Consider the following 13,831-nt stretch of genomic DNA (forward strand, 5'->3'; position numbering starts at 1 on the left):
TCAGGCACGGCTGGAGAAACGCGTCGCCACGAAGCGGCTTCCTGAAGGCCGGTCCGTCGGTGACGGTTGATCCGCCGTCGCGCGTCGCGCCGTTTCGAAGCAAGGCACCCCGCGCCTCGGTGAACACACCGACGAAGTGCTTGCGGAGCTCGACCGGGTAGAGCGGCGTACGTGACGAGCGGCTGTCTCGTCGCTTCGATAGGACGTTTCCGGCCAAGCATCGAGTGCTACGATCGGTAAGTTTCATGAGGGTGTCTCATCAATGCTACGTGAGAACGTCATCGATCTGATGTCTTTCGTGGCCGTCGCGCGGGAAGGCAGCTTCACGCGGGCTGCTGCCCAGATCGGGGTCTCCCAATCGGCGCTCAGCCATTCCGTGCGCGGGTTGGAACAGCGGCTTGGCCTGCGCCTGCTCACACGCACCACGCGCAAGGTGACGCCGACGTCCGAAGGCGAACGCATCATGGAGCGGATCGCGCCGTATTTTGGCGAGATCGAGAGCGAGCTCACCGCCCTCATCGAGGCGAAGGACCGGCCGGCCGGCACGATCCGGCTGACGATGACCGATTACGCCGCCGAGACGCTCGTCTGGCCCAAGCTCGCGCCGGTGCTCGGCGACTATCCCGACCTCAAGGTCGAGATCGTCACAGACTACGCGCTGACGGACATCGTCGCCGAGCGCTTCGATGCGGGCGTTCGGCTCGGCGAACAGCTTTCGGAAGGCATGATCGCCGTGCGCGTCGGGCCGGATTTCCGCATGCTCGCCGTTGCCGCGCCGGGTTATCTCGAAGGCCGGGATGCACCCGAGACGCCGCAGGACCTGACCGACCACGCCTGCATCAATCTGCGCCTTTCCACCCATGGCGGGCTCTACGCCTGGGAGTTCGAGAAGGACGGCCGCGAGTTGCGGGTGAAGGTGGACGGCCAGATGACGTTCAACGCCACCGGCCCGGTCATCCAGGCCGCGCTCGACGGCTATGGCATCGGCTACTTGCCGGAGGATCTCGTCGCCGCGCATATCGAGGCCGGACGGCTGGTCGCCGTGCTTGAGGACTGGAGCCCGCCTTTTCCGGGCTATTACCTCTACTATCCGCATCGTCGCGAACACTCCCCCGCCTTCAAGGTCATCCTCGACGCGCTGCGCCATCGCGAATGACCGGATGGTGGTTCGAAGACGGGGCGATCGACGACCGGCCTCGACGGCCTTGGGCGGATCAGTTGTCGGCCGATCGCCGAGGCAGAAAAGCGCGGCCTGCGGCGGGTTCGGTCGGCCACTGCGATAAGAGAGGTGAAGCGCGTTCATGAGCGCTGCGGTGCCCGGCCTTCCGTACGGATCGGCCGGTTTCATGAGTACGGCTCATAACTGTTGAAGATACGAGGTTCTAAACAGCGCGGCTGCGGCGCCTTAGGTTGTCTCCTGTATCGCCACGCACGGCCCCGAAAAAAACGACCCATGAGGAACGACCCATGAAGATCACCCGCCCCGAAGAACGCACCTCCGCCCGCCCGCCGGAAGAGTATTTCACCGGTACCGTCCGTCTCGACCCGCTGTTCCAGGCGGAAGATCCCGGCCGCGTCGCCGGAGCGTCGGTCACCTTCGAGCCCGGCGCGCGCACGGCGTGGCACACGCATCCCGCCGGCCAGACGCTGATCGTCACCGCCGGCTTCGGTCGCGTCCAGCGCGAAGGCGGTCCGATCGAGGAGATCCGCCCCGGCGACATCGTCTGGTTCCCGGCCGGCGAGAAGCACTGGCACGGCGCCTCGCCGGAGATCGCGATGACGCACATCGCCATCCAGGAAGCGATCGACGGCAGCCCCGTCACATGGATGGAGAAGGTCACCGACGAGCAGTATGACGGCTGACGACCGACGCAAGGGGCCGGTGTACATCGACGCACCGGCCCGCTTTGACGGTGGCGAGCACTCTCGCAGGCGCCGCGTTCCGGCTCGACCGCAGCCGAACCGCATCGAGGCGAGCGAGCATGCAGACCGGTTTCGCCCACCGCCGCTGCCGTTCCTGGCAGGTCCGCAGCGCGTTCGCGGAGTGTTGGCGGTGATGGTCGTCATGCCGCCGGTCGCTCGGGAAACGCGTTTGCCGCTAACGCCGGGATAGTTTCCGGCGGGAATGCCGCCTCCAATCATCGAAAGGAAACCGTTATGCCGCACGTCATGGTCAAGGTCGTCGAAGGCAAATCGGAAGAAGCCAAGGCCCGTCTCGCCCGGAAAATCGTCGACGACGTTACGGAATGCTTCGGAAACGGCGAGGACGAGATCTCGGTCTCGATCGAGGAGTTTCCGAAGGCGCGCTGGAAGGAAGCCGTTTACGATCCGGAAATCGTCGGCCGGTCCGATATCCTCTATAAGAAGCCGGGATACGAGCTTTAGAATTCCGTCCTCGAAGACGGGCCGGCTAAGACGCGATTCCGCAGAAAGCAGGGCTTTTTCCGGGGAAAGGGACCGGCCCAGCGCGGCAAGGTATGAACTGCTCTTCCCGCTGATGGATTCGGCGATCGGATGCTGCCCTTTCGCGCATCCCGTGTGACAGCGAAGCGTATACCGCCTACATTGGCGCCATGCGCGACGACATCCACACGAAGGGCATTCCGGTCCTGTGCGCCTCGTGCGAGGCGCGCCATCGCGGGCTGTGCGGGGCGCTGAGCGATGATCAGCTCGTCGAACTCGCTCGCAGTACCATGCGGCAGAAGGCGGATGACGGGAAGGTGCTCGTCGGCGACGAGGACGAGGTGGAGCGGTTCTCCAACGTTCTCTCCGGCGTGGTAAAGCTCACCAAGACGCTTTCGGACGGACGCCAGCAGATCGTCGGGCTTCAGTTCGCGCCGGACTTCGTCGGGCGTCCGTTTCGTTCGGAAAGCAGCGTCAGCGCGGAAGCCGCGACCGGCGTCGAGGTCTGCTCGTTTCCGCGCAGGACGCTCGAGCGCATGATGGCCGAACAGCCAGGCCTCGAACATCGCCTGCTTCAGCAGACCCTGCGCGAGCTCGACGAGGCGCGCGACTGGATGGTGGCGCTCGGTCGCAAGACGGCCGCGGAGAAGGTCGCAAGCTTCCTCCTCATGATCGCGCAGAATATCGATCCGGCCGCGACGGAGGGGCAGGGCGCCGACCGCTCTCAGGCTTTCGATCTTCCTCTGTCGCGCGGCGAGATCGCGGACTTTCTCGGTCTCACCATCGAGACGGTGAGCCGGCAGCTGACGCGTTTGCGGACGGCAGGCGTCATCCGCATCGAAAATACCCGGCACGTCGTCGTCGAAGACGTTTCGAGGCTTGCCGCGCGGGCAGGCGGTTAGATCGTACAGGGCCCTTCGGTATTACGCCGAAGTGAGCATCATATGACGTTCCACCGCCATGTGCCGCCGCAGGGATTCGAAGAGCGCCCTCAGCATGTAGCCGAAGGCTTCGGCATTCGGGATCGTTCCATGATGACCGTAGGCCTGCGCAATGGCGGTGCGTGGAACGAAGCGCGCCGGATCGCAGGCGCCTGCGACCGGGCATTGGTAATGCCGGTCGCAGGGTCCCGAGTGGTCGAGATCAACCGTCGCCATGGCGCGTCCTCCCTCAAGGCGTCGGCAGGGAGACGGTTTCGTTGGCGGGGCGATCGCGCATCGTGCGAAGCTCGTACCAAAGCGCGTTGAGGATGCCGACGGTGCTGGCGAGCCCAAGGCCGAGGATCCAGGCGAAATACCACATGGTTCGTGCTCCTTTCGAAGAAGTGTCAGTAGGCGGAGTGTCCGGCCTGCTCGATGCTCTTCTCGCTCACCTTTCCCCACAGCACGCGGTAGACCCAGGCGGTGTAGGCGAGGATGATCGGCAGGAAGATGCCGACGGCGAGCAGCATGGTGCGCAGCGTCGCGCGGCTCGACGAGGCGTCGAAGGCAGCGAGCGAGTGGTCCGGTGCCGTGCTCGAAGGCAACAGGAACGGGAACATCGCGATGCCGGCGGTGGTGATGATCATCGCCACGGCGAGCTTCGAGGCGAGGAACGTCAAACCTTCCCGGCCGGCCCGGAACCCCGCGGCGGCGGATAGCGGCGCGAGGATGCCGAGTGCCGGCACGAGCCACAGGACCGGATGGGCCTGAAAGTTCGCGAGCCACGCACCGCCATCGGCGACGACGCTCTTGCGCAGCGGGTTCGAGGGGCCATCCCAGACGATTGGCGAGGTGACGCGATAGCCGCCTAGTAGACCAGTCCAGACGAGCAGCCCGCCGCCGGCGAAGAGGACCGCCGAAACGATCGCCGCCTTCGGGCCGATCGTCCGGGCACGCGCGCCGACCGTTCCGTCCGCCTTGAAGGCGAGCCAGGCGGCGCCGTGCATGACGAGCATGGCGAGCGAGACGAGGCCGCAATAGAGCGCGACCGGGTTGAGCAGGCCGAAGAACGATCCGTCGTAGATCGGCCTCAGATCCGGCGTCAGGTGGAAGGGCACGCCCTGCAGCGCGTTGCCGACGGCGACCCCGAAGATGAGTGCCGGCACGGCGCCACCGACGAAGAGTGCCCAGTCCCAGCGCGTGCGCCAGGTGCGGCTCGCCCGCTTGGAGCGATACTTGAAGCCGACCGGGCGCAGGATAAGGGCGAAGAGCACGAGGAACATCGCCAGGTAGAAGCCGGAGAAGCTCAACGCATAGAGCGCCGGCCAGGCCGCGAAGATCGCGCCGCCGCCGAGGATGAACCAGACCTGGTTGCCCTCCCAGACCGGACCGATGGTGTTGATCGCGACGCGCCGCTCGATGTCGGTCCTTGCGACGAAGGGCAGAAGGGCGCCGACGCCCATGTCGAAGCCGTCCATGACGGCGAAGCCGACGAGGAGCGTGCCGAGCAGGCCCCACCAGATGAAGCGAAGCGTTTCGTAGGAGAAGAGAAAATCGATCATCGGTTTGATCCTCTTTGTTCGGCGCTATTCGCCGGCCTGCGGGGAAAGAGCCACGTCTTCGGCCGTGCCCGGATGCCAGCCTTCGATCACGCCGGCGACTTCAGGCCCCTTGCGGATGGCGGCGAGCATCAGCTTCACCTCGATGACGGCGAGCACGCTGTAGACGAGGGTGAAGCCGGCGATGGTCAGGAGCAGATCGGGCACGCCGAGCGCGGAGGTCGCGAGGAAGGTCGGCAACACGCCCTCGATGATCCAGGGCTGGCGTCCGAATTCCGCGACGAACCAACCGAGTTCGATGGCGATCCACGGAAGGGGTGCTGCGAGGACCGCCATGCGGAAGAGCCAGCGCGGCGCTTCCTCCTCGCGCATCGTGTGCCACAGCGAGATGGCGAATACCGCGAGCAGCACGATCGCGCACAGCACCATGATGCGGAAGGAGAAGAAAAGCGGGGCGACGCCGGGTACGACCGACCATGCGGCCTGGTCGATCTGCTGGTCGTTCGCCTGGCGCGGATCCTCAAGATAGCGCTTGAGCAGCAGCGCGTAGCCGAGATCGCCCGAATGCCGGGTGAAGGCGGACCGCGCGTCCGCGTCGGTGCCGTTCTGCTTCAGCGTTTCGAGCGCGTCGTACGCAACGATGCCGCTGCGGATGCGGCCTTTCGCCTTGTCGACGAGCTGGTCGATGCCGGGAATCTGCTTGTCGATCGAACGGGTTCCGATCAGGCCCATCATCCACGGGATGTGGATGCCGTAGGCGGTGTCGTGGTTCGTAAGGCTCGGCAGCCCGAAAAGGGTAAAGGAAGCCGGCGCGTCCTCCGTTTCCCACATCGCCTCGATGGCGGCGAGCTTCATCTTCTGGTTGTCGGTCAGCGCGTAGCCACTCTCGTCTCCGAGCACGATGACGGAAAGCGAGGAGGCGAGGCCGAATGCCGCCGCGATCACGAAGGAGCGTTTGGCGAGCGCGACGTGCCGGTGGCGGAGAAGATACCAGCCGGAGACGGCGAGTACGAAGGTCGCGCCGCAGACATAGCCGGCGGAGACCGTGTGGACGAACTTCGCCTGCGCCACCGGGTTGAAGAGGACCGCCATGAAGTCGGTGACTTCCATGCGCATCGTGTCCGGATTGAAGGTCGAGCCGACCGGGTTCTGCATCCAACCATTGGCGATCAGGATCCACAGCGCGGAGAAGTTCGTTCCGAGCGCCGTCAGCCAGGTCACGGCGAGGTGGGCGCGGGCGGAAAGCCGCTCCCAGCCGAAGAAGAAGAGGCCGACGAAGGTCGCCTCCAGAAAGAAGGCCATCAGCCCTTCAATCGCGAGCGGCGCGCCGAAGACGTCGCCGACATAGTGCGAGTAATAGGCCCAGTTCATGCCGAACTGGAATTCCATCGTGATGCCGGTGGCGACACCGAGGGCGAAATTGATGCCGAAGAGCACGCCCCAGAACTTCGTCATGTCGCGCCAGATCGTCCGGCGGGTCATGACGTAGACCGTCTCCATCATGGCGATCATGACGGAAAGGCCGAGCGTCAACGGCACGAAGAGGAAGTGATAGAGGGCCGTCAGCGCGAACTGGAGACGCGACAGATCGACGAGCAGCGGATCGAACATGGCGAAGAGTCCTTTCTCGTTCGCCATCCTGTTACCGGCCCTCGCAGCCCGGCGGTTTGATCTGGATCAATGCCGGAAGCCGAATGCGGTGCCACAACGCCGCCATGACAACGGAACTCCAGGACAACCCGGCCACCGAAGCCGATCCGTGCCGGACCGATCGCCCTCCGGGCTCTTTCGCTGCGCTGCCCTTCGCGCAGGCGCTGGGGCGCAACGCGTTGCGCGTCCTCGTCGGCCTGCAGATCGCGCGCACCGTCTTTCGGATCGGCTTCGCCGCCATGGCCGCCGCGACCGTCGGTCGGCTGGTCATGGGCACGCCAGTTGATCCCGCGTTGCCGCTGATCGCGCTCGGCAGTTTCATCGCTTCCGCTGTCGCCGGCGCTTGTGCGGAACGGCGCGAAGCGTTCGCGGAAACGCGCATTGCCTGCGCATTACGGGAAAGGGCGGGCAACCGTCTCGCCACCCTCGGCGCGCGCAGCCTGCAGGCGATGCCGGCGGGCGAGACCATCGTTGCCCTGCAACGCCACCCCGGCGCCGTGGCCGCACTTGCCGTCGGTCACAAGGCGGCGATGACGATGATGGGGTTCGGTCCGCTTCTCGCGGCGGCAGCGCTTTTGCTCGTGTCATGGCAGGCCGGGCTGCTCGTGATGGGCCTGACGCCGGTGATGATCGTCTTCTTCGTGCTTGTCGGTGCCACCATCCGCCGGCGCGCCGACGATCAGGAACGCGCCTTCGCCCATCTCGCACGCCAGTTCGCCGACCGCATCCGCACCCTGCCGACGATCTTCGCCAACCACGCGTTCGCGCGCGAGCGCGACACCCTCTCGCGCCGGCTCGACGCCCATGCGGGCCGGACGATGGGCGTCCTTTCCATCGCCTTCGTGAATGCCGGCCTGATCGACTTCTTCGCCTCGTTGTCGATCGCCATGCTCGCCGTCTTCCTGGGGCTCGGCCACCTCGGCCTCGTTTCGCTGCCCGGATTTTCCGGTCTGGCGTTCTGGCAAAGCCTCTTCATCCTCATGGTCGCGCCGGAATATTTCGCGCCGTTCCGCCGCTTTTCCGAACTCTACCATGTGAAGGCGCAGGGGGTTGCGGCCGCAGCGGCCCTCGACCGGCTCATGGATCGCGAACCGGCGACTGAACCGCACATTGAAGCGATCGAAGGCGACCTGCACGCGCTACCCGAACGCGGGCTGGTCGCGATCGTCGGTGCCAGCGGCTCCGGCAAGACGACGCTGTTGCGCCGGCTGGCTGGCGCCGACGCGCAAGCAGGGCAAGGCGCGCCACCGCTTGCCGGCGCGACGTGGGTCTCGACCGATGGTTTCGTGCCGGCCGGCTCGCTCGCCGATGCGATGGCATGGCGGTGCCCGTCCGCGACGCCCGCGCGTATTGAGGAAGTGGGCCATGCGCTCGGGCTTGCCGACGATAGGCTTCTGCCGGGCGGTCTTTCGGCACATGTGGCCGCCGGCGGCGGCAATCTGTCCGGCGGGCAGCGGGTCCGCCTCGCGGTCGCCCGCGCGCTGATCGCGGACCGGCCGGTGCTTGCCGACGAGCCGACCGCCAAACTCGACGACGCGACGGCCGCGAGGGTGCGCGAAGCACTCTGCACGCTCGCGCAGACCCGCTGCGTCGTGGTCGCGACGCACGACCGCGCGCTTGCATCAGCGGCGATGCGTACCATCGATCTCGACCGGACGGTGAAACGGGAGGCCGCGGCATGAACACGCGATCGCTCGAGACGCGCCGGCGCGACTGGCGGCTGGCGACGACCTTCGCCTTTACGGCGCTCGGCTGCGCCGTGCTGCTCGGCGGGCTCTCGGCCTGGTTTTTGGGATCGGTGGCGCTCGCCGGCCTGACCACCGCGGCCCTGACGTTCAACTTCCATATTCCCGCCGCGCTTGTGCGCCTCTTCGCGCTCGGGCGCGTCGCAGCGCGCTACGGCGAAAGGCTGGTGGGGCACAGGGCCGCGCTCGGCGATCAGGTGGCGCGACGCGTCGATCTCTTTTCATGCATGGCCGCCGCACCGGGCGTTCGCCGCGCCGGCTGGCAGCTCGGCGATCCGGCGCGTCTCGCCGACTATCTCGACGATGTCGAGGACGTGGACTACGCCCGCCTGCGCGCAGGCTTGCCCTTTCGCACACTGACCGTCGGGTTTACGGCGCTGATCCTCGCCACGGCATGGCTCGCACCGCTGGCGCTCGTGCCGGTCGGCGTTCTCCTTGCGGCAGGGGCGTTCCTTGTGCGGCGGCTGAAGCGGGAAGGGACGGCAGCGCTTGCCACGGCACGGGCGAAGCGAAACGCCGGTGCGCAGGAATTTGGCGCTGCGCTGGCCGCCGGCGTGCCGCTGAAGGCGGAAGGGCAGTGGGCGGCCTGCGCGCACGAAGCCCTCGCCACGCTCGACACGGGTGAGCACGCGACGGGCGCCCTGCGCCGTGCCCAAGTGCCGCTCGACACGCTCTCCGCCCTTGCCGGTCCGTTGGTCGGCGCGAGTGCCATGCTCGCTACCTGGTTCGCCGGCCTGCGGGGCGGAGCGCTGCTGGCATCCGCCTTCCTTGCCTTCGCGTGGCTGGCCTTCGGGGAGAGCGTGACCGGCGCGTCACGCATCGTCGTCGCGCTTCTGCGCCGGAAGGCCGCGGCTGAAGCGCTCGACTTGTGGTCGGAAACGAAACACGAAGCGGTGTGCGTCTTGCCCGAGCCGACCACCGCCTCTTTATGCCGGCTCGGACATGCGGGCTTGCAGCGGCTTTCGCCGGCCGGCCTGCCGCTCGGTACTGCACCGCTGGCATTGTCGCTGACGGCAGGGGTACCAACGATCCTCAAGGGCGCCAGCGGATCGGGCAAGACGAGCCTTCTCAAGCAGATCGCCGGCTGGATCGGTGAAGATCGCTTCGCCTTTGACGGGGGCATCCTCGATGCCTATGCGCGCTGCGCCGTGACGACGCTCGTCCTCCATGACGCCGCCGTGCTCGAAGATACCGTGCGGGCCAATCTTTTCGCGACCGATCAGTCGGACGTGCTGCTTTGGCAAGCGCTCGAAGCGACGGAACTCGATGCGCGCATAAAGGCGGCCGGCGGCCTCGACGCATGGCTGCGTCAGGACACGTTGTCGCTCGGTGAAGCGCAACGTCTCAATCTTGCCCGTGCCTGGCTGTCCACGAAGCCTATCGTTCTGCTCGACGAGCCGGCAGAACACCTCGACACGGGCCAGGGCGAGCGCATCCTGAAGGGCTTGGCCGAGCATCTGCGCGAACGCATCGTCGTCGTCGCCGCCCATCACGACGTTCCCGCGCTCACAGGTGTTGCCCACGCGATCGACCTATGACGGTCGTCTCCGGGCGAAACGGTACGGGAAAATCGCGAGCAGCCATCGGATCATCGACAACAGACGAGGCGGATATCGAGCAATACTGCTCGCATGTGATAGGTTCGTCGCTGACTGCGTCTTGCGAATGATGAGTAGAAAAGGACGGGATCGAATGGCCATGGACAAACATACGCTGGAAGGGTTGCGCCAGCGGTATGGGAACGATAGCGCGAGCGTTCTCGATCCTAAGTTCCGTACCGTTGCCGACAAGCTCTTCTCGGAAGGCGGTACGCGCTCGGCTCCCTACAGTGGCGTGCCCACCTTCCTCGATGCGCCCCTGCATGCAGTCGTGCCCGACGCGCCCGATTTCGGCGATCTTGAAGTCGCCATCAGCGGCATGCCGATGGATCTCGGCGTGACCAACCGACCCGGATCGCGCTTCGGGCCGCGTGCCTTGCGCGCGATCGAGCGCATCGGGCCGTACAATCACGTCCTCGAATGCGCGCCGACCTTCGATCTGCGCGTTGCCGACATCGGCGATGTGCCGTTCGCCAGCCGCTATCGGCTCGAGGCGTGCCATGCGGATATCGAGGCGCATATCCAACGGATCGTGGATGCCGGCGTCGTACCATTGTCGGTCGGTGGCGATCATTCGATCACCCACCCGATCCTCAAGGCGGTCGGACGCGACCGGCCGGTAGGCCTGGTCCATATCGATGCCCATTGCGACACGGGTGGCGCCTTCGACCAGACGAAGTTCCACCATGGCGGACCGTTCCGCAACGCGGTCCTCGACGGCGTGCTCGATCCCGAACGCACGATCCAGATCGGCATCCGCGGTTCGTCGGAATATCTGTGGGAGTTCTCCTATGAATCCGGCATGCATGTCATTCATGCCGAAGAGATGGACGCCATCGGCCTCGACGGCATCGTCGAACGCGTCCGGACGGTCGTCGGCGACGGGCCGACCTATCTGAGCTTCGACGTCGACAGCCTCGATCCGGCCTTCGCGCCCGGAACCGGAACGCCGGAAATCGGCGGGCTGACGACGCGCGAAGCGCTCCATCTTCTGCGTGGCTTGAAGGGATTGAACCTCGTCGGCGGCGACGTCGTGGAAGTCGCGCCACAATACGATGCGACGACGAACACGGCGCATGTCGGAGCGCAGATGCTCTTCGAGATCCTGAGCCTGATGGTCTTCAGCGAAAGCGTCGCCAACGCGGGCCGGCGCTGAACGCTACGACGTCTTGCTCAATGCGCGGGCTTGCGGTCCGCGCGGGCACGCACGACCGTAATGACCACCATAAGAACGATCGTCACGAGGATCAGCAGCACCGAAAGTGCCGCGATCGCCGGATCGACGTTGTCGCGCAGCCCCGACCAGACGAGCCGCGGCAGGGTGATCGCCTTCGTGCTCGTGATGAAGAGCGTCACGGCGATCTCCTCCCATGAGAGGATGAAGGATAGGAAGGCCGCCGTCGCCACGCCGAAGCGGATATTCGGCAGAATGACGGAGAAGATACGCCGCGGCACGGAAGCACCGCAGCTGCGGGCGGCCATGTCGATCCGCCGGTCGAGGCGGCTGAGCGCGACGAGCACCATGACGACGGCGAAGGGTGAAATCATCACGATATGCGCGATGACGACGCCCGGCCACGTATCGTAGCCGATCGCGCCGGCGAATTTCGATAGTGACGTCAGCATGAAGTAGAGCGTGACCGCCGAAATCACCGGCGGCACGACCATCGGCATGATGACGAAGCCGACGAGCAGGCGCGTCAGGCGCGGCTGCAGGAACCAAAGCCCGATTCCGAACGCCGTCGCGAGCGTGGTCGCGAGAGCGCTTGCGACGATTCCGACCCAGAGGCTGAGAAGCGCGCTGTTGCCCCAGGCCGGATCGTCGACGAGCGCCCGATAGTGGCGCAGCGAATACGCGCCTTGCGGCAGCGCCAGATACTCCGACGGCGTGAACGAGATCGGGACGACCGCAACGAGCGGCACCAGAAGGAAGACGACGATGAGGCCCATGAGGGCGAGCGCGAACGGACCGGGACGATAGGCCATCGGCGTTATCCTACCATCTGTTCGACGCGGGTGAGCCGGATGAAGAGCGCGATCAACGCTGCGACCGCAACCATCAGCACGACGCTGATCGCGCCGGCAATTCCCCAATCCACCGTCTGGAAGATCTGCACGTAGATGAATTCTGCCACGAGGACGCTTCGCCCACCGCCGAGGATCGCCGGCGTGATGAAGAAGCCGAGCGAGAAGATCAGCGTGATGAGCGCCGCGCCGACGACGCCCGGCATCGTCATCGGAAAGAGCACGGAACGGAAAACGTGGAACCGGCTCGCACCCATGCCGCGCGCTGCGGTCAGCACGCGGGTGTCGAGATGGCGCATGGAGGAGACGAGCGGCAGCACGGCGAAGGGAACGAGGAAGTGCGTCATGCCGACGACGACGCCGAATTCGTTGCGCACCAGCGTCAGCGGGAAATCGATGAGGCCGAGATCGCGCAGTCCCGTGTTGATCAGTCCGCGATTATAAAGAAGCACGAGCCATCCGAAGGCGCGCGTGAGCGTCGAAATCCAGAAGGGGATGAGAACGCCGAACTCGACCAGGCGCTGGATCGGCGGGCTCGCGAACACCCAGATATAGGAAAGCGCATAGGCCATGATCGTGGTCGCCAGCGTGACCAGAACGCACACGCGAAGCGTGCGCCATAGAACGCTGAGGACCAGGGGGTCGGTGAAGACGCGCACATAATTGCCGAAGCCGAGCTGTGGTTCGGTGACCGACCACCGAACCACGCCCAGAAACGGCACGAGATAGACGATTGCCAGGAACAGAGGCAGAGGGGCGATCAGGCCCCAGTACCAGACGTGTCGTTTCATCGCCGCCTCCGCGGACCGGCTCGCGCGGTCAGGCCGAAATTATCGCCAGATAATTGTCGAGAGCCTTGGAGTAGTGGTCGGCGTACCACTGCATATCGAGCGTGATCTGCTTCTCCATGTTCTCCGGCGCAACGCAGTCGTGCCGCTTCAGATCTGCAGGGATGAGCGGGTCGGCGGCGGGATTGGCCGGCCCCTGCGTCAGCATCTTGAACATGACGAGCTGGCGTTCGGGATCCTGCGTGCTCGCGAGGAAGTCCATTGCCGCCTCGCGACCGGCGGGATTGTTCGCCATCACACCGAAGGCGCCGGGAGAAAGCAGGCCTTCGTCCCAGATATATTTGATGCGGCCGCCCGAGGCCTTTTCGATGAGACGAGCTCGCGTGCTCCAGACGATGCCCATCGGTGCCTCGCCCGTCAGCATCGCCGTCTGGCTCTCTGCGCCGCCGCCCCAGAACGAAATGACGTTGGGCAGGAACGATTTCAGCTTCTTGTTCGCGCGGTCGAGATCGAGCGGATAAAGGTCCTTCGGCGCGACGCCGTCGGCCAGCAGCGCCGCTTCCCAGCTCGAGACGCCCCATTTGTACATCGTCCGGTTGCCGCGGAACTTGTCCGTGTCGAAGAAGTCCGCCATGCCGGTCGGCGCTTCCGGATAAAGGGAGGAATCGTAGCAGATCACGTAGCTGAAGAAGTAGGACGAGAGCGCGTAGTCCCAGAGAAAGCCGTCGCGGATCTTCGACTTGTCGATCTTGTCGTAGTCGATCTTCCGCATGTAGCCCTTCTTACCGAGTGTGATTGCCGTAAAGGGATCGACGTCGACGATGTCCCAGGTCACGTTGCCGCTCTTGGCCTGCGCGGTGATCGCGCCTTCCGTCGGGCCCGAGCCGTCCATCTTCACCGGCATGCCGGTCTTTTCCTGGAACGGCTTTCCGTAGGCGTCGGTATAGGCGTCGATCGCGTCGCCACCCCAGTTGCACAGGACCAGCTGCTTGGCCTGCGCGAAGGACAGCGTGCTGCGCATTGCTACGGGCAGCGCCAGCGCCGCGCCGACGGCCTTTGTAAAATCGCGCCGACTCATGCGGCCGGTCTCGGCCTTCGTCAGGAAGTCGAAAAGCACGTTCTTCATGGTTCCATCCTCTGTTC

General features: G+C 65.4%; 14 protein-coding genes. 7 read left to right on the forward strand and 7 right to left on the reverse strand.

Features of this window, described 5'->3' with window-relative positions:
• The first annotated feature begins 262 nt into the window (after window positions 1-262).
• The 4 genes from FJU11_RS01885 to FJU11_RS01900 all read left to right on the forward strand — a co-directional run bounded on the left by FJU11_RS01885 (window position 263) and on the right by FJU11_RS01900 (window position 3,305).
• Window positions 263-1,156 (forward strand): LysR family transcriptional regulator, encoded by an 894-nt coding sequence (locus FJU11_RS01885; protein ID WP_141165319.1) that lies wholly within the window; start codon window positions 263-265, stop codon window positions 1,154-1,156.
• Window positions 1,157-1,467: 311 nt separating this feature from the next.
• Window positions 1,468-1,863: a (R)-mandelonitrile lyase gene (locus tag FJU11_RS01890; protein ID WP_141165320.1), complete on the forward strand. Its 396-nt coding sequence runs from the start codon at window positions 1,468-1,470 to the stop codon at window positions 1,861-1,863.
• 294 nt (window positions 1,864-2,157) lie between these two features.
• Complete coding sequence (locus tag FJU11_RS01895) at window positions 2,158-2,385, forward strand: tautomerase family protein (RefSeq protein WP_141165321.1); 228 nt, start codon at window positions 2,158-2,160, stop codon at window positions 2,383-2,385.
• Window positions 2,386-2,573: 188 nt separating this feature from the next.
• Complete coding sequence (locus FJU11_RS01900; RefSeq protein WP_141165322.1) at window positions 2,574-3,305, forward strand: Crp/Fnr family transcriptional regulator; 732 nt, start codon at window positions 2,574-2,576, stop codon at window positions 3,303-3,305.
• A gap of 21 nt (window positions 3,306-3,326) precedes the next feature.
• Here the strand turns inward: FJU11_RS01900 and FJU11_RS01905 are convergent, their stop codons facing one another.
• From FJU11_RS01905 to FJU11_RS01920, 4 genes are read right to left on the reverse strand one after another with little or no spacing between them, the layout of a single operon-like run.
• On the reverse strand, window positions 3,327-3,560 hold the full coding sequence (locus tag FJU11_RS01905) for a hypothetical protein (RefSeq protein ID WP_141165323.1): 234 nt from the start codon (window positions 3,558-3,560) through the stop codon (window positions 3,327-3,329).
• A 13-nt stretch (window positions 3,561-3,573) separates the two neighbouring features.
• Window positions 3,574-3,705: a cytochrome bd-I oxidase subunit CydX gene (gene cydX, locus FJU11_RS01910; RefSeq protein WP_141165324.1), complete on the reverse strand. Its 132-nt coding sequence runs from the start codon at window positions 3,703-3,705 to the stop codon at window positions 3,574-3,576.
• Between the two features lie 25 nt (window positions 3,706-3,730).
• The gene (gene cydB, locus FJU11_RS01915) at window positions 3,731-4,885 is read right to left on the reverse strand and encodes a cytochrome d ubiquinol oxidase subunit II (RefSeq protein WP_141165325.1); all 1,155 of its coding nucleotides are present in this window, start codon (window positions 4,883-4,885) and stop codon (window positions 3,731-3,733) included.
• 24 nt (window positions 4,886-4,909) lie between these two features.
• A complete protein-coding gene (locus FJU11_RS01920; protein WP_141165442.1) occupies window positions 4,910-6,493 on the reverse strand; it encodes a cytochrome ubiquinol oxidase subunit I in 1,584 nt (527 codons plus the stop codon).
• A gap of 104 nt (window positions 6,494-6,597) precedes the next feature.
• Between FJU11_RS01920 and FJU11_RS01925 the strand changes: the two genes are divergently transcribed.
• The 3 genes from FJU11_RS01925 (at window position 6,598) to speB (ending at window position 11,031) form a co-directional block, all read left to right on the forward strand.
• Window positions 6,598-8,214, forward strand: a complete 1,617-nt coding sequence (locus FJU11_RS01925) for an ATP-binding cassette domain-containing protein (protein ID WP_141165326.1) — start codon at window positions 6,598-6,600, stop codon at window positions 8,212-8,214.
• Complete coding sequence (locus FJU11_RS01930; protein ID WP_141165327.1) at window positions 8,211-9,815, forward strand: ATP-binding cassette domain-containing protein; 1,605 nt, start codon at window positions 8,211-8,213, stop codon at window positions 9,813-9,815. Before FJU11_RS01925 ends, FJU11_RS01930 begins: the two co-directional genes overlap by 4 nt.
• A 154-nt stretch (window positions 9,816-9,969) precedes the next feature.
• Window positions 9,970-11,031, forward strand: a complete 1,062-nt coding sequence (gene speB / locus FJU11_RS01935; protein ID WP_141165328.1) for an agmatinase — start codon at window positions 9,970-9,972, stop codon at window positions 11,029-11,031.
• 17 nt (window positions 11,032-11,048) lie between these two features.
• On the opposite strand, the gene FJU11_RS01940 is transcribed toward speB, so the two are convergent.
• From FJU11_RS01940 to FJU11_RS01950, 3 genes are read right to left on the reverse strand one after another with little or no spacing between them, the layout of a single operon-like run.
• The gene (locus FJU11_RS01940; protein WP_141165329.1) at window positions 11,049-11,861 is read right to left on the reverse strand and encodes an ABC transporter permease; all 813 of its coding nucleotides are present in this window, start codon (window positions 11,859-11,861) and stop codon (window positions 11,049-11,051) included.
• Window positions 11,862-11,866: 5 nt separating this feature from the next.
• A complete protein-coding gene (locus FJU11_RS01945) occupies window positions 11,867-12,691 on the reverse strand; it encodes an ABC transporter permease (protein ID WP_141165330.1) in 825 nt (274 codons plus the stop codon).
• Window positions 12,692-12,719: 28 nt separating this feature from the next.
• Window positions 12,720-13,814 carry an ABC transporter substrate-binding protein gene (locus FJU11_RS01950; RefSeq protein ID WP_141165331.1) on the reverse strand — a complete coding sequence of 365 codons (1,095 nt, stop codon included), beginning with the start codon at window positions 13,812-13,814 and terminating at the stop codon, window positions 12,720-12,722.
• Between the last annotated feature and the right edge of the window lie 17 nt (window positions 13,815-13,831).

Source organism: Pararhizobium mangrovi (assembly GCF_006516965.1).
Taxonomy (GTDB): domain Bacteria; phylum Pseudomonadota; class Alphaproteobacteria; order Rhizobiales; family Rhizobiaceae; genus Pararhizobium_B; species Pararhizobium_B mangrovi.